Raw genomic sequence first — 25053 nt, 5'->3', positions numbered from 1 at the left:
GCTAAATACTTCCCACTTTTTTATTGGCTTTTTATTGTGATCGGTAGCACAATAATAAAGTTAATTGTATGATGAATAGATATTACATTACAGGACCAGTCTCATGTCATTTAAACAGGTACTGATAACGGGATGGCAATATTTGCGAGCTTTCGCAATACTTTACTTTTGCCTGATTATTGGAAACCTTATCTCAACACTACTTCCATTCTCCATCCCCGGCAGCATTGTCGGCATGTTAATTTTATTCATACTGCTTGCGTTACAAATTATTCCCGCGAAGTGGGCACAACCCGGTTGCAGCATTTTGTTGAAAAATATGACCATCCTGTTTGTTCCTATTGGTGTTGGCATAATGAATTACTATGAATTACTCAGCCAACAAATGGTTCCTATCATCGTTTCCTGTGTGGTTAGTACCTTAATCGTTATGGTCGTTGTCGCCATCAGTTCCAACTATATTCATAAGGAACGCCCTGTCGTTGGGGCTCAACCTGATGACGTTCCTTTACCCCCCGAAGACCCAATTTCTTCGGTCATTAATAATGATAAAACTAAGGGGGAATGAATAATGTTAGAACATATTTGGTGGTCATTGCCGCTGACCATTGTGGTGTTTTATTTGGCTCGTAAGCTGTCGACCACATTTAAGTTACCGATTTTAAACCCACTATTAATTACTATTGCGGTATTGATTGCACTACTAGTGATCACGAATACCTCTTATGAGCACTATTTTGCAGGTAGCAAAATACTCAATGATTTACTACAGCCTGCAGTCGTCGCGCTCGCTTTTCCACTTTACGAACAAATGCACCAAATTCGAGCCCAGTGGAAATCTTTATTAAGTATTTGTTTTGCAGGTAGTTTAGTGGCCATGTTTAGCGGTGCCGCCATCGCGTTATGGTTGGGGGCAACCCCTGATATCGCGGGTTCTATTTTGCCTAAATCGGTTACTACCCCTATCGCGATGGCTGTTGCTGATTCGGTTGGTGGGATCCCTGCGATTAGTGCCGCCTGCGTGTTATTTGTTGGGATCTTAGGCGCCATGTTTGGCCATAGCTTATTTGATGTGCTGCGTGTACGAACCCACGCATCAAGGGGACTCGCGATGGGAACCGCTTCCCACGCCCTAGGCACTGCCCGCTGTGCCGAAGTGAATTACATTGAAGGTGCTTACAGTTCCCTTGCATTGATGACCTGTGGGGTTATCACCTCACTTATAGCCCCGTTTATCTTTCCTGTTATTTTACATCTTTTTAGCTAAGCTTAATTCACTAAGCCAATATCCAAGCAAATGAGTAAGAGGAATTTATTAGCCTCTTACTCACTAACACACGGAGAAAACATGAGATATATCTCTCAATTAAAGAATTTGTTTCATATGTTTCATTTAAAATGGTGACTTAAGTCACATATTGTTGAGCGCATTATTGAATAGAATAAAAATAATTAATTAGGGAGGTAACACATGCATTCACGATTTAAGGCCGCTTGGGCCGAACTTCCAGAAAAGTTACAGTCGGTACTTAGACCAATCATTGATAATTCTGATTTCCGAGGTATGTTAACAGCGGAACAAGTCAAACAGATTAAAGCTGAAGCAGGTGTAAGCGACGCTGAATTAGCCTTTGCGTTGTTGCCTTTCGCTGCGGCTTATGCAATTACTCCAATCTCCCATTTTCACGTTGGTGCAATCGCTTGCGGCGCAAGTGGTAATTTATATTTCGGCGCCAATATGGAATTTAGCCATGTTTCAATGGGGCAAGTGATCCATGCAGAACAGTGTGCAGTGACACACTCTTGGATGAAAGGTGAAACGCAGATTACCTCAATTACCGTGAATTACACACCTTGTGGGCACTGCCGCCAATTTATGAATGAATTGCGTGAAGGCGGTAAAATTATGGTGAATTTACCGGGCCGCACACCCGCAGTACTACACCACTATTTACCCGACTCATTTGGGCCGTCTGACCTCAATATTACTACTTTACTACTCGACCCTGTTGACCATGGCTATAAAAACCAAAGCCGTGACCGGTTATTAAGTGCAGCAATTGAGGCTGCAAACCAATCCCATGCACCTTATAGCCGATCCCATTCAGGAATTGCGTTACAATTAAAAGATGGCTCACTGTTTACCGGACGCTACGCAGAAAATGCCGCATTCAACCCAAGTTTACCACCACTGCAAGCCGCTTTAATTATGATTAACCTTGCAGGTAAAGATATTCACGCCATCGACCAAGCTAAGTTTGTTGAAAAACAAGATGCGATTATCAAACATTGGTGTGTGACCGAAAATACATTACAGGCACTAGGTTGCCAAAATATTGAATTAGCTTATTTGGATTAATTTGATATTGATTTAAAAGTAACGGTTATTGCTGGGAGCTTGAATAAATAGCAATAACCGTATAGTTGTTATTAGAACTTTAATCTTGTTCACAAAACTATTTACCTGCAAAGTGGCCATCCATAATAGGACTCACTAGTTTTGATTAATATATGCCCTAGTAAGTAAATTCATTAAACAATTTTTCTGTTTCATTTATCGTGTCTTCTAATGTAATAACTAAAGGGATCTTTCGCATTTTTTCTAGCCAAGCTTGGCTTTGTTGCTGTTTTATCGATACAGATTGCGCGGCTTCTTCTTTCATGTCTAGCCAAATGCTAGCAAATAACGCTGATTCACCATTAAGTGATTTATTAGAAAAGCTATTTAATAGTTTCCCTATAATTTTATTCTTTTTATCTATAGATAATACTTCAAATACATCTTTAAACAACCAACCTTCATAAGGAATCCCTGAATTTAACATCGCTTCTTTTTTTATTTTAATAAATTCTTGATGTGTAATATCACCAATTGGGATGTTATCACTTTCTTTGCGATTTTTCATAATTCGTCCATATGCTAATTTGACTTCTTTTTGATACCGACTCAGTTTTTCACTGGTGAATGACTCACCCCGTGCCTTCATATGATTATTTAAAAACTCTTTTTCTAGATAAATAAAAATACTGAAATATTTATCACTTGAATCATTTACCTTTTGAGGGTTATATTTTTCATTAAAAGAGTAACCTTTATTTATGAGAATTAAACATGATAAAATTATAAAAATTAATTTAGAAATAATAAATTTAGAAACCATCATTAGAACTCCTTTTATTCTTATTAAAATTCATTGAATTATTAATCATTTCTTCAAACATAAAGTCTAATTCTTTTTCTATATTTTTAACTAAAGTAATCCGCCTCATTTTCTCCAGCCATCTTTTGCTTTTAATTTGCTTGTCTGATGGTGGTTTGGAAGCTTCTCTTACCATTGCATACCAAAGCATCATGAATAATTTAGCTTCCTTCGCAGGATCGTTGTTATTCATCACAAAAACGAACTGTTGCCATAGTGCCTCTCGGTTTCTCTCATTAATAATATCTAAAACATCTGCTAAAATCCAAGCATGATAAGACATTCCCATTTCATTTAAATTCTCACGATAAAAATCCATTGCCTGTTCATGGCTTAATTTTTTAATAAATGCTTCTTTTGGATACTTTAAAAATTCTAACATTGGGTTATTATCTTTTCCCCCCTTGAAAATAACTAATTTTTTTCTATCAAATATTAAATCCTTAGATTCAGAAAAGTATAACATCTGTAGCATAAAGAAAAGACGTGGCGTTTTAACACCTTTTTTTTCACAAAAATTAGTTGTATTTTTTTTATTATATTTTACATTATTTCCTTGAGGATTTTGGCAAGCACCGAGAAGAAAAACTGAAAGCACAACTATTAATTTATAATTCATATACATCCTTGTGATTCATAAAGTTAGAAACCAATAATCTTAAAAATAAATTATGTAAAAAACACATTGCCCACATAAAAAGAAACATCAGTAATCACCATTCGTTTACTAATAACTAAAATAATTTATTTTATTATAAGTAGACTTTTTAAATATTAATTAAAACTAAAAGATCCTCCAGAAGAATAACCACTATAACTAAATTCAGGTATACTTGGCATTGAGGGTATTGAGTATTTATCTTCAAATGAGTCCATTGAATTGTTCATTGATGACATATTGTCTCTTAACTGGCCAATCATATTTTCAAAATGATGGTTATTTCTTATGGTATCTGTAGGGAAGTCTTTAAATCCTGGCGTTCCCGGAAGAACAACACTCGGGCGTTCTAGATAATAATTTGTTGGTGTTTCATTATCCTTAAACCTATCAAGTAGGTTTGTTGTACGAGGTGCTAATTGTCTATTCGGTTCGGATTTTGGATAAGTGCTTTCCAATATCGATTTATCTACCATATTGTGTGGATACTTAATTGGAGGTGTTGACTTGTTGTTTATTGATGGCATATTTCCCCTTAAATCATCAATCATACGATCATAATGAGCAACATCTGGTTGATAATTAACTGATGGTGAATCAAATAAGCCTGTTTCTGGTAATATATAGTCAGGTCTTTCTAAATAATATTCAGACAATAGATTTTTATGTGTAAATTCCGTTTGGCCACGCCAATCTGTTTGTACTTGAAATGATTCTAAATGTTGTGAAGGATAATCCCAAAATGAAAAACGCTCTGTTCCTCTATCAATTAAAGGGTTTCCTGTATTATAAATAATTGTATTTATTCTATCCATATTATCTTCTTCTATATGAGATATAATATTTTGATAAGATTTCTTGGCTGTAACCACCACGCCATCTACTACATTATCAATATCCAGAACTCGTTTAGTCCAACTATGTATTTTAGGCTGCATATGCGCTGGAGCTTCATATAATGCTCTAAACATTATATCTTTAGTATTTATACTTAATAATATTTCACTTTCTATATCACCTACAGAATTTAAAGCTCTCTGCCAATAACTCTCTCTTTGTTCTCTAGGTAACACAAAAAATACAGGTTCTAAAGTCCATGCATCAGAAGGAAGATTATAATAAGAAAATACACTACTATGAAATAATTTAGCCTCTATGTGATTTATATCACCATAGATTACATCCTTTCCATCTTCAAATCTATTTTTTAGGGTTTGAACATAAGCTATTGCCATATCATAGCGAATACGCTCAATTATAAACTCATCTTGCACTCCAATATGCTCTAAAATAGCTTCATCTAAATAATTAAGCGCAAAAGCACCTGAAAGAGAATCACCTTTAACCACACTATTAGCTAATTTAGCATATCGGTCTCCTTTACTTTCCAAATATTCATACATCAACTTTGGTTCTTTGGTTACGTATAAAATTTTAATTGCATTAGAAACATCACTACGAGTTAACTTTAAATCACCCTTTCTAATTTCTTGAGTTCTCATATTATCTCCTAATTTTTAACATGGTCGAGTAAAAAAATGCGCATTTTTTCCCTCATTATATTGCTATTAGATAATTCTTTAGCATCAAAATAAAATTTAACCTTAGTTCCTATTTCTGGAATCAAAAAATATTGAAAACACTTATGATACTTCTCATCAATTGGTAACCATTCACACTCAATTAAAAAAATTACTTCATTATTAATTTCCTTCCAATAATATCCTTTTTTATTAAAATACATATCATCTTTATGACCAATACTTCTTCGTATTGTTACAGTCACTTCAGTAAAATAAAGATCCAACTCTTCATCATAATATAACTCCCCCTTTCTTTTGAGGTACCCCATATCTAAATACACGTGTTTTCTATAACTCAAATATTTTTCAGGGTTTCCTTTTAATGGTTCAGCATAAACTTCTATAATTTTAACATCATTACTTACCTCATTAGATGGTTTCAAATCAGACCAAGACATTCGCATTGGCAGCACTCTAAAATTAGCCTCACACCCTTTTTTATTTTCAATAAACCTTGGGTCAAAATAGCTATACCCTTCATATTCAGCAAATGGAAAAACATACTCGCTAGGAACTTCTATAATATTCTTATTAAACTGCCCACAGACAAAGCCGGGGCGGTTCTCGCCATTTACAATGCAGGAAAATAATAATAACGGTAGAATTAAACAAAAATATAATTTCATAATAATTGACACCTTAATACTTATATAACATTTAGTTTTCAAACTTATTTAAATGAAAACTATGATTTAGCAGAAGCTAATGTTTTACTCATACGTTCATACCATTTATTAATAATTATTTTCTGTTTTTTAGTGGCCTTCTTTTCCTTTTCTAACATCACTTTCATCAAGCTGTATATTACCGATAATTCATGGCCACGGTCTCCGGAAGCTGCCATAATTTTTTGCCAATAAAATTCTTTTTCTTTTTCATCTAATACAGAAAATACCACACCTAAAACCCAAGCTTCTTCGGGTATTTTATTACGTAACATGACCAGATAGTGTATTTCATCTGCTTCTTTATAAGTCATATCATGAGAGACTTTTTCACCTGTACTCTGTTTCTTCGCTTTTCGCTTCAATACTTGAAGCATTTCTAATGCATGGTCATAATTTATTTTGTCTATCAATGTGTTATTAATTGTTTTGTTTTTTTCTTTCATCACCAAATAAAAATAATCTGTTATAACTCGACCAAAAATTGATGAGCCATATTTGTTTTCATAGAAATAGCTGTCAATATTCCTTAGTGTTTCGATTGGGTTATAGTCTGCTCTTGAATGATTCATTCCTCCTAGAAATGCCATAATAAGTAATATATAAATACGCTTATTTCTTAACACCCCATTAATTAAATTCATAAAACTCCTTAGTGAAAAATGAAATATAAAATAAAATTCAACTTATATAAATTTAAAACTTGCAGCAATATATGATATTTAAAAATATAATTTAACTTTCAGTGAATCCGTTTTTTCTCTCTGTAACTGACTAAAAATAAGAAAAAACATGAAAAAATTGAACCCGCAGAAAAGCTAAACTAACGTTTGAAAACGTAAAAATAACGATGAGACATTCATTATTTGCCTAAGCGTGATCTACCTACCGTAATGCGTATGCCGTTATCGGCTTTCATTCCCTTCCGCGCATAAACTCCTTATCATATGCACAATATTTTTCAGTAAATTTTTTAACGCTTTTTTATCATTATTTACTGTACATATTTGCTGTTTAGCTTAGGATCTACCCTGACTTTGTTGATTAATCGTCCGAAGAGTGATATTTCATGGAACATGAGTACGAAACAAAACGCCCTCTCTATATACCCTACGCTGGCCCAATTTTGCTTGAATTCCCTTTGCTGAATAAAGGAAGCGCCTTCACCGAAGAAGAGCGTGCAAATTTTAACTTGCATGGTTTACTTCCTGAACAAGTAGAAACCATCGAAGAACAAGTTGAACGTGCCTACCGCCAATTAATTGATTTTAAATCAGATATTGATAAACACATTTATCTGCGAAATATTCAAGACACCAACGAAACCTTATTTTATCGCCTTATAGATGCTCACCTCACTGAAGTAATGCCTATTATCTATACCCCAACCGTGGGTGAAGCTTGTGAGCATTTCTCTGACATTTATCGTCGTGCACGTGGTTTATTTATTTCTTATCCAAATCGTGAATACATCGACGACATGCTACAAAACGCCACCAAACAAAATGTGAAAGTGATTGTTGTTACTGATGGCGAACGTATTTTAGGCCTTGGTGACCAAGGTATCGGTGGTATGGGCATCCCAATTGGGAAACTCTCTCTCTATACCGCGTGCGGGGGTATCAGCCCTGCTTATACCTTACCTATTGTTATTGACGTAGGAACCAACAACCCACAGCGTCTGAATGACCCTCTGTATATGGGATGGCGTCACCCACGTATTACGGGTGATGAATACAACGAGTTCCTTGATGAATTTGTTCAGGCAGTTAAACGCCGCTGGCCAAATGTATTATTACAATTTGAAGATTTCGCTCAGAAAAATGCGATGCCTTTATTAACCCGTTACCGTGATGAGCTATGCTGTTTCAATGATGATATTCAAGGCACCGCGTCAGTTGCATTAGGTAGTTTAATTGCCGCCAGCCATGCCGCAGGCAGTAAGCTAAGTGACCAACGCGTGACTTTCTTAGGTGCAGGCTCAGCGGGTTGCGGTATCGCAGAACAAATTATCGCTCAAATGAAATCTGAAGGGTTAAGCGACGAAGAAGCGCGTTCGCGCATTTATATGGTTGATCGTTTTGGTTTATTAACCGATAAACTGCCTAATTTACTCGATTTCCAAGCCAAATTAACCCAAAGCAGTGGAAATTTAACCGACTGGGATGTTAACAGTGACTCAATTTCACTGTTAGATGTCGTACGCAATGCCAAACCAACCATATTGATTGGTGTGTCTGGCCAAGCTGGGTTATTCACAGAAGAAATCATTAAAGAGATGCATAAGCACTGTGAACGCCCTATTGTGATGCCGTTATCTAACCCAACATCACGTGTTGAAGCTCGCCCTGAAGACATTATCAATTGGACTGATGGCAAGGCCTTAGTCGCAACAGGAAGTCCATTTAACCCAGTGTCTTACAAAGACCAAGTGTTCCCAATTGCACAATGTAACAACTCCTATATCTTCCCGGGTATTGGTCTTGGTGTGATTGCCTCTGGTGCTAAACGTGTCACTGATGGCATGTTAATGGCTGCCAGCCGTGCTCTCGCCAGCTGTTCGCCACTAGCCAAAAATGGCGAAGGTGCGCTATTGCCTTTACTGTCTGATATCCAAGATGTTTCACGCATTATTGCTAAACAAGTGGCAAAAGAAGCACAAGTTCAAGGTGTGGCAACGGTCACTTCGGATAGCGCGCTTGATGAAGCTATTGAACGCAATTTCTGGAAGCCTGAGTACCGTACCTATAAACGAACTTCGTTTTAATTTGTCATAATGACGTTGAAAGGAGCTCTTAGAGCTCCTGAGGTTGTTGACAAAGCGGGATAAAAGCGTGGTTTTTCCCGCTTTGTGTTATCAGCCGAAAATCAATAAATTGATTTTCCTAATTTATTTTCAAAACCTATCAGACTTGCTGCTCTTTAGAGCTCTTTTTTTGTTTTTTATGACCCCTACAAAATGATATCTGCATTCTCAGATAATGATAAATTGCGCTAAACAAATCACTTATTTAAGATAACGGCCATGACTGATTAATAGGACATTTACATGACTGGCGACCTCAATACTGCTATTCCACAGAAACCTAAGTTTTCCCTATGGGCAATAGCCCTAACGCTTTTTATTGCAGTGCTGAATATTGTTGTTTATTTTTACCAGCTCAATTATGCCGCCCCACTCGATTCCCAAGAAAATAACTTATTGTTATTTGGTGCCAATGTTTACCAACTTTCATTAACTGGGGATTGGTGGCGTTATCCAGTCAGTATGGTATTGCACTCAGGTGGTATGCACCTTGCTTTAAATACATTGGCCTTGTTTGTTATTGGGATTGAATGCGAACGCACCTATGGAAAATTTAGGATGCTCGCGATATACCTATTTTCAGGTATTGGTGCCGCATTTTTTAGTGCTTATTGGCAATATAGCGAAGCCATTAAGGAAGCAGCAAGCCGAGCATCAATGAATGCATGGAACAGTTTATATTTACCTGATAACACAGTGTATATTACTGTTGGCATTGGTGCATCTGGTGCCATTATGGGGTTAGCTGCGGCTTCTGTCATTGATTTATTAAAAAGAATTAATCACCCCAACCTTTCTCTTGAAGAACGCAACCAATTAAAACGCCCGCTATATAATATTATTGGGATGATTGCGTTAACGCTCATCAATGGATTACAGTCAGGTATTGATAATGCAGCTCATATTGGTGGCGCAATACTCGGTGCGGTTATCAGTGGCGCTTTTGTACTTGCCCCCCATGCAACAGCTCGAGCAAAACTGCTGTCTAGTGGCTTAATTGTACTTATAGCCGCCGCCTTACTCACTATTACACTCAGCCAGTTTTCTTCCTTACAAGACGAAGACCTAAACTATGAGCGCCAATTTATTTACCAAGAAATGACAAAAGAGCTTAATCAGCGATAAACGCACCGTTTTTAGTGAAGAGTCAGTCCTATTATTAACAACATCAATAATAGGACTCATGACCCTAGAAGGTGAATAAATTCATTGTCATCATTACTGCACTACAGGTAATTAATAACAATGTAATGTATTGAAAGGTGCGTTCAGATAAACGGATCAGTAAATATTTAGCCAGTGGCATCACAATCAATGCCCCTGCACACAATATCAGCGCCAATTTTAAATCCGTATAGCCATCTTGCGCATAAGCTAAAGCAGAGGAACCGGATAACACGGTTGTTACAAAAATCGATGTGCCAATTGCTTGCTTAATATTTAGTTGCATATAGCGCAATAACATAGGGAGAACAACCACCCCACCACCAACACCCGTTGCACCAAGTACAACACCCGCCAAGATAGCTGGCACAGCCATGGATTTTAGCTGGTCCCCTTTCGCCGTTTCTTGTTTGATGATCGAAACAAAAAACATTCGCTGAATAAATAAATAGAGCGAAAAAATAATGGCAGCAGCCACTAAGAGATTAATCCCCCACTCAACTTGTTTTTCATACCCCGGTAACCCCCCCAGCCATGTCACAAACAAACTAGAGAGAAAGGTGCTCGGTAACATAATCGCTAACACAATCATTGCCCCTTTAAAGGGAATATTGCCTAGTCGAAAATGCATATAAGAAGAAGAAACCTTCATTAACATCGAAAGAAAATTGGCAGTGGCTACTGCCGCTAATGCATTTAGCCCAAAAAAATAGGTCAGTATCGGTAATACAATCACACCACCACCGACACCCGTTGTGCTAATAATCAGCCCAATCAGTGCACCTATCGCTAACTCCGTTACAATCATTAACTCTTGCCTTGTATCAGTGCTCGTCGCCCTTTTTGTAATGCTTCATTTGCATCACTATCTGCTAACGTGAGGTATTTAAAAAATAATGTATCGAAAGTAATCATCTGTAACACTTGGGGGGTGATGATGCCTAATTGGGAGTGTTGCTCATCATAAAAATAAGGCAAGGCGAAGTCCGCTAACTTCATCGCTTCATCTTGGCCAAAACGCGTCAGTGCGACTGTCGGGCATCCGGTTTCTTTTGCAGAACGAAGCATGCTATTGATTTCTTGAGTATTTCCGCGTGCCGTTACCGCAATAGCAAGGTCTTCTGGCCCCAAATTTGCCGAGTAACTTAGCTGAACATGCAAATCATAACTAAACAGTGCATGTTTATTAATGCGAATTAATTTATGGAAAATATCACTGGCAACAATAGCTGAAGACCCGACACCAAACAGCACAATACGTTTGGCCTGGTACATTTTTTGCGCAATCGTATCCACAACTGGTGGTTCAAGCAGATCCAGTGATTTTTCAATAGCCGAAATAAACATGTGCCCCGTTTTAGCGATAATCTGAGAAGTATCATCGTGGCGACTCAGATTACCGTATAGGCTTTCGGCTTTGTGTTGTTTCTCATCCGACAAATAATCGACTTTAAATTCAGGATAGCCACGGTACCCCATTTGACGTGAAAAGCGGATAACAGATGCACTACTTACCCCAGCCGCCTGCGCCAACTCCGCTGCATTCATCGCGATAAGACTTTCGCGGTTATCCAGCAAAAAGGTGGCAATACGTTGTTCTGTGCCTTTACCGCGTGTCTGCAAGCTTTCCAGTTTTACCGTCAGTGTCGACATGGCTTTTCCTTCTAATTATTTTTCTGGATCAGTGAAGCCTATTATCATACTGGCAATGAACCCGACAATCCATGCACCTGCAACAGCAATTAAGAAATCCAATATTTGGCCATCACCCACTAATGGAATTAATGATAACCCTGCTGTTCCAAAAGGAATGATGATCCCGACATGGAAGAACGCCATTAATGCCCCGCCCGCAGCTCCACCAATGCAACCTGCAATGAATGGTTTACCTAATGGTAATGACACACCAAATAAAAGTGGTTCACCGACACCAAAAATACCCACAGGTAACGCACCGACTAAGGTTTTCTTCAAGCGTTGGTTTTTGGTTTTTAAATAAACCCAGAAACACGAACCCACTTGCCCCATTCCCCCCATAGCTAAAATTGGGAACAAGTAATTCAGACCAAAAGTTTGTAAAATTTCAGCGTGAATTGGGATCAAACCTTGATGTAAACCCGTTAGTAATAAAAATAAGAAGCTTCCCCCCAAGATACCGCCAGTCGCCACGGCACCACCGCCACTATTTAATAAAGCGACAGAAACACCTTGCGCTAAAATTTGATTTAAGTAATGCCCTGCAGGTTGGAACACTACAATTGCCACCATCGCTGAGACTAAAATGGTCACAAATGGCGTCACGATGAGGTCTAAGCTTTCTTTAATGATACTTCTAAACCACACTTCAAATTTAGAAGAGAAAACGACCACCATAAGCACTGCAAAAATTCCCCCACTACCCGGGACTAACTTCGAGCCAAATAAGGTGATATCCGCTAAACCTGGCATTGAAAGTAATCCAGCCATGACCGCACCAATTGAGGTAGATGCACCAAGCTCTTTCGCAGTATTCACCCCAATCATAATTGAAAGATAAACAAAGACTGCACTACCAATCAATTTTAATAACTTAAATAATTCAGGGAATTGTTCAACAACGCCTGGTGCCACTAAACGCACAATATTGATCAACCCCATAATCAAACCACAACCAATCAGTGCAGGAATGGTTGGAACAAAAATGGCGGCCAACGTATTTAGCATACGTCGTATGGAAAATGCTTTTTTCTCTGCTGGTGCTGCACTTTCCGTTGTTGCAGAGGTACTACCTTGCATGCGTTTGTTCATCACCGAAAAGACTTTCGCTGCGGTTCCCATTCCAACAATCACTTGTTGTTGCTCACCATTGAAAATAACGCCTTTTACACCCTCAATTTGTTTCAAAGCTTCAGCATCGAATTTACTGTTATCTTTTAAAACTAAACGGATACGCGTCATACAGTGAGTTAATGTTGCCACGTTCTCAAAGCCGCCCGCATATTTTTCTATTTCTCTGGCGAGTACTTCCAGATGTTCTATCTTATTAGCCATATGATTCCCCTGATGTTGACTGAGCCAGTAAACCCGCTCTTCATCACGCTATCCCATTACTTAACGGTGATTGCTAACATGCTGTCCAAGGTGGTGTTTGGATGCTGTTGAACAATATCCGTTGCTTGCTGTGCATTAATCTGTAGCTCATGCATTAAAATTGCGCGTCGTGGATGATAATCCACTTGTGCCAATAACCCTGCCGCGGTGTGTTCATCAATACCGCAGACTTCACTAACAATCCGTTCTGCGCGGCGCAGTAATTTGATATTACTAGCAACGACATCAACCATTAAATTAGTATGAATACGACCTAATCGCCCCATTACACAGGTACTTAGCATGCCTAAAATCATTTTTTGTGCAGTACCGCTTTTCATGCGAGTTGAACCCGATAACACTTCAGGGCCAACATCGGGTGCAATAGCTAATTTTGCGACATCACTGACTAATCCCCAGCCTCGCGTGGTAATAGCCACCGTTAACGCACCGATTTCATTGGCGTATTCAATACCTGCTAAAGTAAATGGTGTACGTCCACTGGCAGCAATCCCCACCACGACATCTTTTGCGCAAAGCTGGCGCTTTTTAAGCTCATCAATCGCTGATTCCGCTGAATCCTCAATATTTTCAACCGCTTTTAACATTGCATCTTGGCCACCCGCAATAATCGACTGTACCATTTCAGGCGAAGTACCAAATGTTGGTGGGCATTCTGCACTGTCTAATACAGCTAGCCTGCCACTGGTACCCGCCCCAATGTAAAACAAGCGTCCACCTTGCTTTAAGCACTCAGCAACAGCATCAACCACTTGGGCAATCGCAGGTAGAACGGCCTGAATAGCACCTGCAACCGTACTATCTGCTTGGTTAATAACGTTCACCATAGAGAGTGTATCCAAACGTGAAAACTGTTGCGTTTCCTGATTGAATTCATTGTGTAGACAGTCACTCAGAGTATTTTCGGCTAGAGACATTCAAACGCCCTCATGAAATTTAATTTCATTAAAAAATACATTAAATGAATTTTTATTTCAATTTAAATCACTGCGATTTCATCCAACTTAATTGCAGGTTATGATCTTTCTCACAATATTACGTTTGTATTGAAAAGCTACCGGTGACGAAAGCCACCGGCGATAGCGCTATTTTACGAACTTGCAGGTTCCGAAGGCTGATGGGATGTGAAAATCAGGTTTAACGGAATCAGGTTTGATCCAGCTAATCCATTTACGCACTTGCTTTGGCTCACCTGCACTAAACTCTCCGCGCAAAATGGCACACATTAGTGTCTGTTTGTCCGCATCTTGCCATAAATCGAGTTTAGTAAATTCATCTAAATCAATTTTTCCTGTTAATACATAACCATTTGGCGTTATTTCACCCACCGTTTGTAATGTTTCCCAGTTCCAACTTGGGTCAACTTCACGATAATAATTAGCTTTTGCATCGAAAGTACGCCCTTTCGGGTCCATTTCCGCCGTGTAATACGGTTTTAATTCAGGACTAGTCGCGAAAAAGAGTTCAACTCGGTCAGAATCTAACACCGCCTGGTCTTTATCTGAGTTATCACCTAGCTGAATATCTTTATCATCTGCAATAAATCGGAAATATAATGTGTCATCACTCCACAGGGCACGAAAATCTGTTTTAGGAGCCGCTTCCTTTTCCCATGGGTAAGTAAAATCGGTTAATACTTCTGCTTTTTCCCAGACTTCCGTACTTTTTGTCGCATCATTGAGTGATTTTAACTGATCGGTATGATTGATTTGGTATTCTTTCGCCGCCACACTTGCTGTAACAAGTACAGCACTTGTGGCTAATAATGTCGTTAGTTTCATACTTTCCTCACCTTCCTGATTAAAAATCTGTTATTCACAAAAAACCATTAAAGAAACAATATTTCACAATCAATTCAAAATATAGAATTAAAATTTCATAATATATAGCTTCATTCTATAAAAACTATCATGATGTGAAGCTGCTCACTCTTTGATGAGAATGTGATTTATCTTTTTCATCCAATGTCTGATTAATTTTGATTCAATTAATAGGCTTAATATTAGTTAACCCCGATTGTAATGTAGACATTGACATGATTTTACGTTACGCGACTTGCGTCACTAATTTAAGTCAAGTAGCCTAGAGATACTGGCCTATTGAGGCTAACAATTTCTAAATTATGACTCTTTATTATCAAGGCTAGGACATGAGGAAACGTCTGTTTTTTGGTCTTATTATTCTTGCAGGGATCGCATTTACGACCATATTGTTGCTTGATCGCTGGATAAGCTGGGATACCGCCCCCTATATCTATGAAGATGTAGAAAAATTGCCTGCGCGCGATGTCGGGATGGTACTTGGCACATCCAAATATTATTCCTCTGGCGTTAATAACCTCTACTATACCTATCGTATTAAAGGCGCAGCTGAGGCATACCACAGTGGAAAAGTTAAGTATTTACTTCTTAGTGGTGATAATGGCGCACATAATTACAATGAGCCAATCAACATGCGTAAAGATTTAATAAAAGAAGGGGTTCCAGCCTCTAAAATTGTGCTCGATTTTGCAGGTTTTAGGACATTAGACTCGGTGGTACGTACTAAAAAAGTGTTTGATACCGATAACTTTACCATTATTACCCAGCGTTTTCATTGTGAACGAGCGGTTTTTATCGCCAAACATAAAGGTATTGATGCGCAGTGTTTAGCGGTTCCGACACCATCTGGAATGTATAAAGTAAGAGTACGTGAAGTATTTGCACGGCTAGGTGCTCTGGCGGATTTATATATTTTAAAACGCGAACCTAAATTTTTAGGTGAGCAAGAATCCATCCCTGCTCCCATTAAAATGCCTGCAGGAATTAAAGGCTATCCGGCTGTTTCACCGGATGAAGTCAATAAATTGAATTAGACCTATAAGTAGATGAACCTTCATCTACTTATTAACTTTCCCGTCAATTTGCGCCAACACCATTCAAGAGGCCCCTGGCTAAAAAACATTAACCAATAATAAGAAAACAATAAATTTGCTCCCCAAATAACGGGAACCAAAACAAGTAATTCAACCCGTGTAAATTGCCCAAAATAGCCTAAGTGGTAAAACAGTGTGGTACAAATTAGCGTTTGCAAAATATAATTACTCAACGCCATACGACCCACATATTGCAGCCCATGGATTATTTTGTTGTTTACCACTATCCCCCAAAAGCCATACACCAGAGCTATATATCCTAAAGATTGAAATGGAATAACTAGCTCATTAATAATATAACCAATGATTGATGTTGAAAAATAGCTCCAATTGAATTGGCTTTGTATGTATAGCGAAACTATTTGAATCAATAACGATGGCAAGATAAATATGCAGGCTATTTTGCGATAATGTTGAGCGGTGAATTGCCCTCGTAACCAACCATTTTTCATTAACAACGCGCCAATAATCATCAACGCAGATAATTGCCAGCCATATTGGATAACCAGCATTTCAACCATCTTGAGCATCTCTGATGCTCGATAATACACACCATCCATTCCCCCAGAGGTATGTATAGTATATTCAAATGCTAATTGCTTATCCGAGGTTTGCCAAAAACCTGAGGGATCTACACCACTTCCCAACACGAGCAAGATGACTAGCCCAATCAAATATAGTGATAGTGCTATTTTCAATAAAAAACCATCATCATATTGATTAAGCAAATAGGTTACCAACAAGCCCGTTAATGCATAGGCCAAAAGAATATCACCGTCCCAAAAGCCAACCCCATGAATCACCCCGAACAGAGCTAAAACAAATAAACGACACTGGTTCCAACGAAAAGAACGAGGCTGCAACAACACGAGAGTTGCCCCAAAGAGGATGGAAAAAATAGCGAGAACTTTACCTTGAAAAAGGACATTGAAAACACCCCAGAGGTAAGCCTCTGACTCGGGTGTTGTATTGGTGTAATAAGGGTTTAAATACGCCGCTTGTGGTAAAGCAAAAGCAAAGATATTCATTAAAAGAATACCTAAAATCGCTATACCACGGACGGCGTCAAGCGCGTCAATACGACTTGACGGTGTCGTTGTTGTCATAAATTATAAATGACGAACTGCACGTAAAAATTCTTGCCGTGTGTTTTGGCTTGATTTAAACAACCCGCCTAATGACGTTGTTGTTGTTGCACTTGTTGCGTCACGAATACCACGTGCTTTCACGCAATAATGCACTGCATCTATGCAAACAGCCACATTCGTAGTTCCCAGTAATGTTTGCAAAGCAACCAAAATTTGCTGTGTTAAACGCTCTTGCACTTGTGGGCGTTGTGAAAAAAATTGCACAATCCGGTTAATTTTCGATAAACCAATAACTTTATCTTTTGGAATATAGGCAACCGTTGCTTTTCCATCGATCGTAACAAAGTGGTGTTCACAGGTGCTTGTAAGCGTAATATCACGCACGGTGACCATTTCATCCACTTTCATTTTATTTTCAATCAGAGTGATTTTTGGAAAGTTCGCGTAATCTAGCCCTGAAAAAATTTCATCAACATACATTTTTGCGATGCGACGAGGGGTATCAGCTAAACTGTCATCGGTTAAATCCAAATTCAGCAGCGTCATGATCTCTGTCATGTGCCCTTCAATCAGTTTCTTGCGTTCGTCGCCTGATTTTGGCTGGATACGCAAAGGCGTTTCTAAGCCTCTTGCCTCCAGTGCGGCATGAACTAATTCGGCCTCTTTACTCAGAGATGACATGTGATCCTCCACAAATGGTATAACTATTTTTATAAAATGCAGGTGTGCGGTACTCTAAAACAGCAGGTACAGATAATCCAGTACAACATGGATAATTACCGTGAAATATTTGCATTTATTCATGCAATTCATTCACCCTGTCAATCTATTCTTTAAAAGGTTTTACACCTTATATACGGTGATTAATAGCACATTTTTTATTGATACATTAATTTTAAAAGATAAATATAAAGTGCCTAGAATATTTAACATGATTATAGCAGCAACAGTTTTGTTATTTTGTGCATAATTTTCTCTGTGCTAATACCAGCTGATTGACTAAATCTCACTAAAAGCTATCTGTAATCAATTTCTATTCATTCACCCACTAATGGATTTCTGCCATAATATGCATTACGAACACATTTTAAGCCTCAAGGCAGATAACAATAATGAGGGTCATTATTTATGGATCAGTGTCATACTAACGATTTGATTTCTCTAGATGTTGCATTGGAAAAATTACTATCTCAAACAAAAACCGTCACAGATACCGAAATCATTCCACTGACCTCCTCTGCACAGCGCATCATTGCGACAGACCTGATTTCCCCTATCAATGTCCCACCATTTGATAATTCTGCTATGGATGGCTATGGCTTACGTTTTGCCGATTGGGATGGGAAAACACCAATGCCAGTGGCAGGTAAATCATTTGCCGGCAACCCAATAGAAGGCGAATTAAAAGCAGGTTGCTGCGTGCGTATTATGACGGGCGCCCCAATCCCACAAGGTGTGGATACGGTTGTGATGCAAGAGTCTACAGAGCAAACGGACGAAGGCATTGTATTTACCCAACCTATTAAACAAGGTAGTAACGTTCGTAAAGCAGGGGAAGATATTGCCCAAGGCAGTGCAGTGTTCCCAGCAGGAACGTTACTCACAACAGCCCAACTGCCGTTAATTGCTTCACTGGGGATTGCAGATGTCACCGTATATCGTCGCCTTAAAGTTGCCGTTTTTTCAACGGGCGATGAGCTACAAGCCGTTGGCCTTCCTTTAGCAGATGGGCAAATTTATGATACTAACCGTTTCACCGTTCGCCTGATGCTTGAAAAACTTAACTGCGAAGTACTTGATCTAGGTGTGATACCGGACTCGCCAGAAAAACTCAAACAAACCTTTATCGAAGCTAACCAACACGCTGATTTGGTCATCAGTAGTGGCGGCGTTTCCGTGGGTGAAGCTGACTATACCAAACAAATTTTGGATGAATTAGGCACGATTGGTTTTTGGAAGTTAGCCATTAAACCAGGAAAACCCTTTGCATTTGGTAAGTTAAGTGACGCTTGGTTTTGTGGGCTACCGGGGAACCCTGTTTCTGCCGCACTCACCTTCTACCAATTGGTTCAACCACTGATTGCACGCCTTTCAGGACACAGCCAATGGCGTGCCCCGCTACGCTTCAAAGTTCCGGTTACCACCGCGTTGAAGAAAAGCCCTGGTCGTTTAGATTTTCAACGAGGAATTCTAAGCGCTAATGAACAAGGACAATTGCAAGTCGCCACGACGGGTCACCAAGGCTCACACGTGTTTAGTTCATTTAGTTTAGCTAACTGCTTTATTGTCCTTGAAAGAGAACGTGGCCGTGTTGAAGCGGGTGAAATGGTTGAAGTCGAAATGTTTAACTATTTATTAAAAAGTGAATAATAACAGTGCAAGAGCTTAGCGATCCGGAAATGTTGCGGTACAACCGCCAAATTATCCTCCGTGGGTTTGATTTCGATGGGCAGGAAAAACTTAAAGCTGGCAAAGTGCTGGTTATTGGCCTTGGTGGTTTAGGCTGCGCTGCAACTCAATACCTTGCCGCAGCAGGTGTTGGTCACCTGACATTGGTGGATTTCGACACCGTGTCATTATCTAACTTACAACGGCAAGTGTTACATCGTGATGCGACCATTGATATGCCAAAAGTTGATTCTGCAAAAACACAGCTTGCAGCCATTAACCCACATATCCAAATTGATACCGTCAATGCACAGCTAGATGATGCACAACTTGATGAATTAATCACACATCATGATGTGATCTTAGATTGCACTGATAACGTCGCCATTCGTGAACAGCTCAACCGGTTGTGTTTACCGCATAAAAAACCATTGGTTTCAGGTGCAGCTATCCGCATGGAAGGACAATTATCTGTTTTCACTTATGAAGAAAGTACTCCTTGCTATCACTGTTTAAGCCGTTTATTTGGTGACAATAACTTAACTTGCGTTGAAGCTGGGGTCATGTCCCCTTTAGTCGGGACCATTGGTACGCTAGAGGCGATGGAAGCAATTAAATTATTAGCTAATTATGGGAAGGTTAATTCAGGAAAAGTATTGCTATTTGATGCAATGACAATGGATTTCCGCCAATTTAGACTTAGCAAAGACCCGCATTGTGAAGTCTGTGCTAAAGGGTAACGGCTAAATTTTCGAGCAAATTGACTTTTTTCATCATTCAGGCGAGGCTTTTCTCGCCTTTTTCCTATTTCAATCACACTAAAATTAAGAATAATCCGAAAAAATAATTTAATTGTCCTTTCACCTTATACTATCCCTCTTTTGTGGTGCTTGATGGTTTAAATATCACCACTGTTTATTCTTTTGATAAAGTTACTGAGAGTATGAATATGCAATTCCCTCCTTGCCCGAAATGCCAGTCTGAATACACCTATACTGATAACGATATGTATATCTGCCCTGAGTGCGCGCATGAATGGAATGATGCCGAGCCTGTAGCTGATATTGATGAATTAATTGTAAAAGATGCCAATGGCAACCTGCTAGCTGATGGCGATACCATCACCGTGATTAAAGATCTCAAAGTCAAAGGCAGCTCTTCAATGCTAAAAATCGGTACCCGCGTTAAAGGTATCCGTTTGGTCGAGGGCGACCACAATATCGACTGTAAGATTGATGGTTTCGGTCAAATGAAATTGAAATCTGAGTTTGTGAAAAAAAACTAAGTTTACTTCGCCCATTAAAAAGCCCTCAATCAAAACTGAGGGCTTTTTGTTTCTAATCCAAAACGATATTTAAAGCACTACACCTTGGCTTGTCAGGTATTCATCATAACTACCTTTGAAATCAATTACTTTATCTTCTTTGATTTCTAAAATACGGCTCGCTAACGAGCTAACAAACTCACGGTCATGGGAAACGAAAATTAACGTTCCTTTGTATAATTCGAGGGCTAAGTTTAATGACTCGATGGATTCCATATCCAAGTGGTTGGTTGGTTCATCCATAATCAAAATATTTGGCTGTTGCATCATTAACTTGCCAAATAACATACGCCCTTGTTCACCACCGGATAACACTTTAACTTTCTTTTTAATGTCATCTTGAGAAAACAGTAAACGGCCTAAAATACTGCGCACCGCTTGCTCGTCATCCCCTTCATTTTTCCACTGACTCATCCAGTCAAACACGGTTAAATCTGTTTCAAAATCTTCTGCGTGGTCTTGGGCATAGTAACCAATGTTACTGTTTTCTGACCATTTAACCATTCCGCTAGTTGCATGCTGCTCGCCCACCAACGTTTTTAAGAATGTCGTTTTACCGATACCATTAGCACCAATAACCGCCATTTTTTCGCCAACTTCCAGTAATAAATTGATGTTTTTGAATAATGGCCCTTGATCATAACCATTGGTCACTGCTTCTAATTCAAGTGCATTTCGGAACAATTTTTTCTCTTGTTCAAAACGAATGAATGGGTTTTGACGGCTAGACGCTTTCACCTCATCCAATTGAATTTTATCAATTTGACGTGCACGAGAAGTCGCTTGTTTCGACTTAGAGGCATTCGCGCTAAAGCGGCTAACGAAAGACTGTAACTCAGCAATTTGCGCTTTTTTCTTCGCGTTATCCGATAATAGGCGCTCACGCGCTTGGGTTGCCGCAATCATATATTCATCATAGTTACCTGTGAATAAACGCAATTCACCGTAATCTAGGTCAGCCATGTGCGTACATACGGTATTCAAAAAGTGCCTATCATGGGAAATAATGATCATCGTGCAGTTACGATCGTTCAGCACTTGCTCTAACCAACGAATAGTATCGATATCCAAGTTATTCGTCGGCTCATCGAGTAATAAGATGTCTGGGTCAGAAAATAGGGCTTGTGCCAACAGCACACGCAGTTTCCAGCCTGGTGCAACTTCACTCATTGGCCCATAGTGTTGTTCGACAGGAATACCTACACCCAACAATAATTCACCGGCACGAGCTTCCGCGCTATAACCGTCCATTTCACCATAAGCGACCTCTAGATCAGCCACGCGGTAGCCGTCTTCTTCGCTCATTTCAGGTAAGGCGTAGATTCTATCGCGCTCTTGTTTGACGTCCCACAGCTCGCTATGACCCATAATCACGGTATCAAGTACGGTAAATTCTTCAAATGCGAACTGATCTTGGCGAAGTTTACCAATACGCTCATTTGGATCAGTCGTGCTCACATTTCCAGCTGTAGGGGTTAAATCTCCCCCTAAGATCTTCATAAATGTGGATTTACCCGCGCCATTTGCGCCGATCAAACCATAACGGTTGCCTGTGCCAAATTTAACTGAAATGTTTTCAAACAGTGGCTTACTGCCAAACTGCATAGTGATATTGTTCGTTGTTAACACTGCTATGCCTTAAATTAAACGGTGTAAAATAGCCTGCGATGATTAGAGGCCCATGACTACGGCGTGCAAAATAACCCAAAATAATCATTTGAGCAGTAAAATGCATTCCATGCATGGTCATTAGAGTACGGCAGGTATAAATAGCGGCGCATTATGCCATATTACGCCGCTTAGATCTTGTGCTGTTTTCAGCAAATTGATTAACACGAAAGGAAAGACCGATTATATTGCCAAACTATAGTGTGATCCCCATAGTACGACTGATTTCAGTAAGCCCTTCTCGTTCATAAAACTTAATCGCTTTATGATTTTGCGCTAATACTGACAGCTCCAAGTGGCTCAGTTGTCGACTTTTCGCCCACGCTTTCATCGCAGTTAGTAATTTTTGCCCTGCTTTTTCACCACGGAAATTAGGATCAACCACTAGGTCAAAAATATAACCAAAATTTCGAGGAACAATGCAGCTATAAGGGTCAGCGATTTGCTGTTGTGCAATACAAAACCCTTTAATCTCACCGTTGAATTCAGCAACTAACACATAAAATTTATCGTCAATAATTGCATTTTCAATAAATTCCTTAGCCTGTTCAGCGGGTTGTAAGCGCTCAGGGTCAAGTAATGCCATCTCCGAAAACAAAATTTGGTAAAGTGAAAGAATAGAGTCCACATCATTTTTGATAGCTTCCCTTATCATGCATTCCTCTCTGTTATTTCAGTATTGATGCTAGTCGTAGGTTTTAATTGATGGGGCAATATAAGATTCAAAACTTTCTAATAATTCAGCAGGTGAATCATTCACAATCGCCATATGACGATATTTTTCATGCAGGAAACCTTCATCTGCCATTTTATTTGTCATATCAATCAATGGCTGCCAATAATTATTAATATTAAACAAGGCACACGGCTTAGCATGTAAACCAATTTGGCTCCAAGTAAATACTTCTGCGTACTCTTCAAGTGTGCCATAACCGCCAGGTAAAGCGACAAAGGCATCAGCAAGTTCGATCATTTTACTTTTACGCTGATGCATCGTTTCAACTTTATATAGCTCGGTTAAATTTTTATGAGAAATTTCGCGTTCTTCTAGCAATGATGGGATAACTCCAATCGCTTTTCCCCCTAATGACAAAACGGTATCAGCAATTGTCCCCATAATTCCCACACTAGCACCGCCATAAACTAATGTAATATCACGCTTAACCATTTCTTTAGCAAATTCAATGGCTTTTTGCTGATAGACCTCATTATTTCCCATACTGGAACCACAATACACTGCAATACTTTTAATCTTTCCCATCTGTTCCTCATTTTCCATTTTTATTGTGACTTTTTAGAGAATTGAATTATACGAGCCTAATGCAGAAGCTCAAGCTTCGCCCTCTGTCATAATAAAATGAGACTAATTCATGTTTATAGCACTACAATTCACCTAAACCAACATATTGACAGCCAATAGAGCACATTTCCCCCCTTATGAGCGATAGCTAAACCACAAAGAAATATAAAGCCGTGCCGTTTTATGAGATAATCTTTAAGAAATTATTTTTCATCACTAAATACTTATTTTCTAAATATTTATTATCAATTAAGTTACGTTTTCCGAGGTTTACTTATTTATGTCTGCCGACACTAAAAAGAGCGCATTTCCGCTATTACCTATAGGGTTATTACTGCTTGCAATGACCTCTATTCAAAGCGGGGCTTCTTTAGCTAAAACTTTATTTCCCGTTATCGGCGCTCCCGGTGTTACTGGTTTACGTTTATTGCTTGCTACGATTATATTATTTGTTATTTTTAAGCCTTGGCGTTTAAAATTCAGAAGAAATTCACTGGTTCCATTGTTAACTTATGGCTTGTCCTTAGGAACCATGAATTATTTATTTTACCTTTCTCTTGAGCGTATTCCATTAGGGATAGCCGTTGCATTAGAGTTTACAGGGCCATTAGCCGTTGCGATGTTTTCTTCTCGTCGCCCTATTGATTTTCTGTGGATAGCGCTGGTTATTGTTGGGTTGTTATTTTTACTTCCTATTGGCGATGATATCGATTCCATTGACCCACTTGGCGCCATTTATGCACTTGGTGCAGGGGTTTGTTGGGGTATTTATATTATTTTCGGACAACGCGCAGGGGCTGGCTACGGTGCAGCAACCGTCGCAATCGGTTCATTTATTTCTGCCTTGATCTTCTTCCCTATTGGCTTAATGCAAACTGGAGTCGAGGTGATGTTTGACCCATCAATCTTACCTCTTGCGCTAGCCGTCGCGATTTTATCAACCGCATTCCCTTATACATTAGAAATGATCGCGCTAACTCGCTTGCCTGCTCGAACTTTTGGTACATTAATGAGCCTTGAACCTTGTATGGGCGCATTTTTGGGGATCGTTTTTCTACATGAACACTTAACGATGACTCAATGGTTGGCATTGTTATGTATTGTCTGTGCTTCTATTGGTTCAACCTCAACAGCGGTACCAAAGTCAAAAATAGAAAAAGTGTCCTAGCTACAAAATCTAATGGCAAACGAAGTCGTTAAGGTTA

At 39.1% G+C, this 25053-nt stretch carries 25 protein-coding genes; 10 read left to right on the top strand and 15 right to left on the bottom strand.

Annotation, left to right across the window (positions count from 1 at the left end):
• Positions 1-103 precede the first annotated feature (103 nt).
• From PR683_RS00410 to cdd, 3 genes are all read left to right on the top strand, one after another.
• Positions 104-568: a CidA/LrgA family protein gene (locus PR683_RS00410; protein WP_196719753.1), complete on the top strand. Its 465-nt coding sequence runs from the start codon at positions 104-106 to the stop codon at positions 566-568.
• A 3-nt stretch (positions 569-571) separates the two neighbouring features.
• Positions 572-1267 carry a CidB/LrgB family autolysis modulator gene (locus PR683_RS00405; RefSeq protein WP_004256514.1) on the top strand — a complete coding sequence of 232 codons (696 nt, stop codon included), beginning with the start codon at positions 572-574 and terminating at the stop codon, positions 1265-1267.
• A 204-nt stretch (positions 1268-1471) separates the two neighbouring features.
• Entirely contained in the window at positions 1472-2359 is an 888-nt protein-coding gene (gene cdd / locus PR683_RS00400) for a cytidine deaminase (protein WP_110731803.1), read from the top strand.
• A gap of 157 nt (positions 2360-2516) precedes the next feature.
• Here cdd and PR683_RS00395 read toward each other — a convergent pair whose 3' ends face one another.
• From PR683_RS00395 to PR683_RS00375, 5 genes are all read right to left on the bottom strand, one after another.
• Positions 2517-3164, bottom strand: coding sequence for a hypothetical protein (locus PR683_RS00395; protein WP_272581611.1), 648 nt, complete (start codon positions 3162-3164; stop codon positions 2517-2519).
• The gene (locus PR683_RS00390; protein WP_109910992.1) at positions 3151-3819 is read right to left on the bottom strand and encodes a hypothetical protein; all 669 of its coding nucleotides are present in this window, start codon (positions 3817-3819) and stop codon (positions 3151-3153) included. The genes PR683_RS00395 and PR683_RS00390 overlap by 14 nt, the downstream gene beginning before the upstream one ends.
• 155 nt (positions 3820-3974) lie before the next feature.
• Entirely contained in the window at positions 3975-5360 is a 1386-nt protein-coding gene (locus PR683_RS00385) for a serine protease (protein ID WP_109910991.1), read from the bottom strand.
• Between the two features lie 8 nt (positions 5361-5368).
• Positions 5369-6067: a hypothetical protein gene (locus tag PR683_RS00380; RefSeq protein ID WP_272581610.1), complete on the bottom strand. Its 699-nt coding sequence runs from the start codon at positions 6065-6067 to the stop codon at positions 5369-5371.
• 59 nt (positions 6068-6126) lie between these two features.
• Positions 6127-6750: a hypothetical protein gene (locus tag PR683_RS00375; protein WP_004909242.1), complete on the bottom strand. Its 624-nt coding sequence runs from the start codon at positions 6748-6750 to the stop codon at positions 6127-6129.
• A 425-nt stretch (positions 6751-7175) separates the two neighbouring features.
• Between PR683_RS00375 and PR683_RS00370 the strand changes: the two genes are divergently transcribed.
• Both PR683_RS00370 and PR683_RS00365 read left to right on the top strand, forming a co-directional pair.
• Positions 7176-8873, top strand: coding sequence for an NAD-dependent malic enzyme (locus PR683_RS00370; RefSeq protein WP_109910989.1), 1698 nt, complete (start codon positions 7176-7178; stop codon positions 8871-8873).
• A gap of 282 nt (positions 8874-9155) precedes the next feature.
• Positions 9156-10037 carry a rhomboid family intramembrane serine protease gene (locus tag PR683_RS00365; RefSeq protein ID WP_110731802.1) on the top strand — a complete coding sequence of 294 codons (882 nt, stop codon included), beginning with the start codon at positions 9156-9158 and terminating at the stop codon, positions 10035-10037.
• A 64-nt stretch (positions 10038-10101) separates the two neighbouring features.
• Here the strand turns inward: PR683_RS00365 and PR683_RS00360 are convergent, their stop codons facing one another.
• The 5 genes from PR683_RS00360 to PR683_RS00340 all read right to left on the bottom strand — a co-directional run bounded on the left by PR683_RS00360 (position 10102) and on the right by PR683_RS00340 (position 14947).
• Positions 10102-10884: a sulfite exporter TauE/SafE family protein gene (locus tag PR683_RS00360; protein ID WP_004909234.1), complete on the bottom strand. Its 783-nt coding sequence runs from the start codon at positions 10882-10884 to the stop codon at positions 10102-10104.
• Complete coding sequence (locus tag PR683_RS00355; protein WP_004909230.1) at positions 10884-11729, bottom strand: MurR/RpiR family transcriptional regulator; 846 nt, start codon at positions 11727-11729, stop codon at positions 10884-10886. Before PR683_RS00355 ends, PR683_RS00360 begins: the two co-directional genes overlap by 1 nt.
• 15 nt (positions 11730-11744) lie before the next feature.
• The gene (locus PR683_RS00350; RefSeq protein WP_004909226.1) at positions 11745-13106 is read right to left on the bottom strand and encodes a PTS transporter subunit EIIC; all 1362 of its coding nucleotides are present in this window, start codon (positions 13104-13106) and stop codon (positions 11745-11747) included.
• A 56-nt stretch (positions 13107-13162) separates the two neighbouring features.
• Entirely contained in the window at positions 13163-14083 is a 921-nt protein-coding gene (gene murQ, locus PR683_RS00345) for an N-acetylmuramic acid 6-phosphate etherase (protein WP_109910987.1), read from the bottom strand.
• A gap of 168 nt (positions 14084-14251) precedes the next feature.
• Positions 14252-14947, bottom strand: a complete 696-nt coding sequence (locus PR683_RS00340) for a sugar-binding protein (RefSeq protein WP_109910986.1) — start codon at positions 14945-14947, stop codon at positions 14252-14254.
• Between the two features lie 368 nt (positions 14948-15315).
• Between PR683_RS00340 and sanA the strand changes: the two genes are divergently transcribed.
• On the top strand, positions 15316-16020 hold the full coding sequence (sanA, locus tag PR683_RS00335; RefSeq protein ID WP_109910985.1) for an outer membrane permeability protein SanA: 705 nt from the start codon (positions 15316-15318) through the stop codon (positions 16018-16020).
• Positions 16021-16040: 20 nt separating this feature from the next.
• On the opposite strand, the gene yeiB is transcribed toward sanA, so the two are convergent.
• Together yeiB and folE are read right to left on the bottom strand one after the other, a co-directional pair.
• Positions 16041-17186 (bottom strand): DUF418 domain-containing protein YeiB, encoded by a 1146-nt coding sequence (gene yeiB, locus PR683_RS00330; protein ID WP_272581609.1) that lies wholly within the window; start codon positions 17184-17186, stop codon positions 16041-16043.
• Positions 17187-17189: 3 nt separating this feature from the next.
• Entirely contained in the window at positions 17190-17849 is a 660-nt protein-coding gene (gene folE, locus PR683_RS00325) for a GTP cyclohydrolase I FolE (protein ID WP_004256561.1), read from the bottom strand.
• 447 nt (positions 17850-18296) lie between these two features.
• Here folE and moeA point away from each other — a divergent pair, with 447 nt between their 5' ends.
• The 3 genes from moeA to PR683_RS00310 all read left to right on the top strand — a co-directional run bounded on the left by moeA (position 18297) and on the right by PR683_RS00310 (position 20841).
• Positions 18297-19538, top strand: a complete 1242-nt coding sequence (gene moeA, locus PR683_RS00320) for a molybdopterin molybdotransferase MoeA (RefSeq protein ID WP_272581608.1) — start codon at positions 18297-18299, stop codon at positions 19536-19538.
• Between the two features lie 5 nt (positions 19539-19543).
• Positions 19544-20296: a molybdopterin-synthase adenylyltransferase MoeB gene (moeB, locus tag PR683_RS00315; RefSeq protein ID WP_181937022.1), complete on the top strand. Its 753-nt coding sequence runs from the start codon at positions 19544-19546 to the stop codon at positions 20294-20296.
• Positions 20297-20505: 209 nt separating this feature from the next.
• Positions 20506-20841: a zinc ribbon domain-containing protein YjdM gene (locus PR683_RS00310; RefSeq protein ID WP_004909208.1), complete on the top strand. Its 336-nt coding sequence runs from the start codon at positions 20506-20508 to the stop codon at positions 20839-20841.
• Between the two features lie 69 nt (positions 20842-20910).
• Here the strand turns inward: PR683_RS00310 and PR683_RS00305 are convergent, their stop codons facing one another.
• From PR683_RS00305 to PR683_RS00295, 3 genes are all read right to left on the bottom strand, one after another.
• Complete coding sequence (locus PR683_RS00305) at positions 20911-22509, bottom strand: ABC-F family ATPase (protein WP_272581607.1); 1599 nt, start codon at positions 22507-22509, stop codon at positions 20911-20913.
• A 235-nt stretch (positions 22510-22744) separates the two neighbouring features.
• The gene (locus tag PR683_RS00300) at positions 22745-23203 is read right to left on the bottom strand and encodes a GNAT family N-acetyltransferase (protein WP_004909204.1); all 459 of its coding nucleotides are present in this window, start codon (positions 23201-23203) and stop codon (positions 22745-22747) included.
• A 30-nt stretch (positions 23204-23233) separates the two neighbouring features.
• The gene (locus PR683_RS00295; protein WP_109910982.1) at positions 23234-23809 is read right to left on the bottom strand and encodes a TIGR00730 family Rossman fold protein; all 576 of its coding nucleotides are present in this window, start codon (positions 23807-23809) and stop codon (positions 23234-23236) included.
• Positions 23810-24128: 319 nt separating this feature from the next.
• Here PR683_RS00295 and rhtA point away from each other — a divergent pair, with 319 nt between their 5' ends.
• Complete coding sequence (gene rhtA, locus PR683_RS00290) at positions 24129-25016, top strand: threonine/homoserine exporter RhtA (RefSeq protein ID WP_109910981.1); 888 nt, start codon at positions 24129-24131, stop codon at positions 25014-25016.
• The last annotated feature ends 37 nt before the right edge of the window (positions 25017-25053 follow it).

The sequence above is a fragment of the Providencia sp. PROV269 genome, assembly GCF_028477785.1.
Taxonomy (GTDB): Bacteria; Pseudomonadota; Gammaproteobacteria; order Enterobacterales; family Enterobacteriaceae; genus Providencia; species Providencia rettgeri.
The sequence above is the reverse complement of the archived record's forward strand: the minus strand, read 5'-3'. Positions and strand labels throughout refer to the sequence as shown.

Bases quoted from the DNA above. Each gene is read 5' to 3' on its own strand.
- PR683_RS00375 (WP_004909242.1), bottom strand. From the start codon at position 6,750: ATGAATTTAATTAATGGGGTGTTAAGAAATAAGCGTATTTATATATTA.
- PR683_RS00310 (WP_004909208.1), top strand. From the start codon at position 20,506: ATGCAATTCCCTCCTTGCCCGAAATGCCAGTCTGAATACACCTATACT.
- PR683_RS00410 (WP_196719753.1), top strand. From the start codon at position 104: ATGTCATTTAAACAGGTACTGATAACGGGATGGCAATATTTGCGAGCT.
- sanA (WP_109910985.1), top strand. From the start codon at position 15,316: ATGAGGAAACGTCTGTTTTTTGGTCTTATTATTCTTGCAGGGATCGCA.
- PR683_RS00365 (WP_110731802.1), top strand. From the start codon at position 9,156: ATGACTGGCGACCTCAATACTGCTATTCCACAGAAACCTAAGTTTTCC.
- PR683_RS00395 (WP_272581611.1), bottom strand. From the start codon at position 3,164: ATGATGGTTTCTAAATTTATTATTTCTAAATTAATTTTTATAATTTTA.
- PR683_RS00295 (WP_109910982.1), bottom strand. From the start codon at position 23,809: ATGGGAAAGATTAAAAGTATTGCAGTGTATTGTGGTTCCAGTATGGGA.
- PR683_RS00390 (WP_109910992.1), bottom strand. From the start codon at position 3,819: ATGAATTATAAATTAATAGTTGTGCTTTCAGTTTTTCTTCTCGGTGCT.
- cdd (WP_110731803.1), top strand. From the start codon at position 1,472: ATGCATTCACGATTTAAGGCCGCTTGGGCCGAACTTCCAGAAAAGTTA.
- PR683_RS00370 (WP_109910989.1), top strand. From the start codon at position 7,176: ATGGAACATGAGTACGAAACAAAACGCCCTCTCTATATACCCTACGCT.
- PR683_RS00340 (WP_109910986.1), bottom strand. From the start codon at position 14,947: ATGAAACTAACGACATTATTAGCCACAAGTGCTGTACTTGTTACAGCA.
- rhtA (WP_109910981.1), top strand. From the start codon at position 24,129: ATGTCTGCCGACACTAAAAAGAGCGCATTTCCGCTATTACCTATAGGG.
- PR683_RS00300 (WP_004909204.1), bottom strand. From the start codon at position 23,203: ATGATAAGGGAAGCTATCAAAAATGATGTGGACTCTATTCTTTCACTT.
- PR683_RS00405 (WP_004256514.1), top strand. From the start codon at position 572: ATGTTAGAACATATTTGGTGGTCATTGCCGCTGACCATTGTGGTGTTT.
- PR683_RS00380 (WP_272581610.1), bottom strand. From the start codon at position 6,067: ATGAAATTATATTTTTGTTTAATTCTACCGTTATTATTATTTTCCTGC.
- yeiB (WP_272581609.1), bottom strand. From the start codon at position 17,186: ATGACAACAACGACACCGTCAAGTCGTATTGACGCGCTTGACGCCGTC.
- folE (WP_004256561.1), bottom strand. From the start codon at position 17,849: ATGTCATCTCTGAGTAAAGAGGCCGAATTAGTTCATGCCGCACTGGAG.
- PR683_RS00385 (WP_109910991.1), bottom strand. From the start codon at position 5,360: ATGAGAACTCAAGAAATTAGAAAGGGTGATTTAAAGTTAACTCGTAGT.
- PR683_RS00350 (WP_004909226.1), bottom strand. From the start codon at position 13,106: ATGGCTAATAAGATAGAACATCTGGAAGTACTCGCCAGAGAAATAGAA.
- PR683_RS00360 (WP_004909234.1), bottom strand. From the start codon at position 10,884: ATGATTGTAACGGAGTTAGCGATAGGTGCACTGATTGGGCTGATTATT.
- PR683_RS00355 (WP_004909230.1), bottom strand. From the start codon at position 11,729: ATGTCGACACTGACGGTAAAACTGGAAAGCTTGCAGACACGCGGTAAA.
- moeA (WP_272581608.1), top strand. From the start codon at position 18,297: ATGGATCAGTGTCATACTAACGATTTGATTTCTCTAGATGTTGCATTG.
- murQ (WP_109910987.1), bottom strand. From the start codon at position 14,083: ATGTCTCTAGCCGAAAATACTCTGAGTGACTGTCTACACAATGAATTC.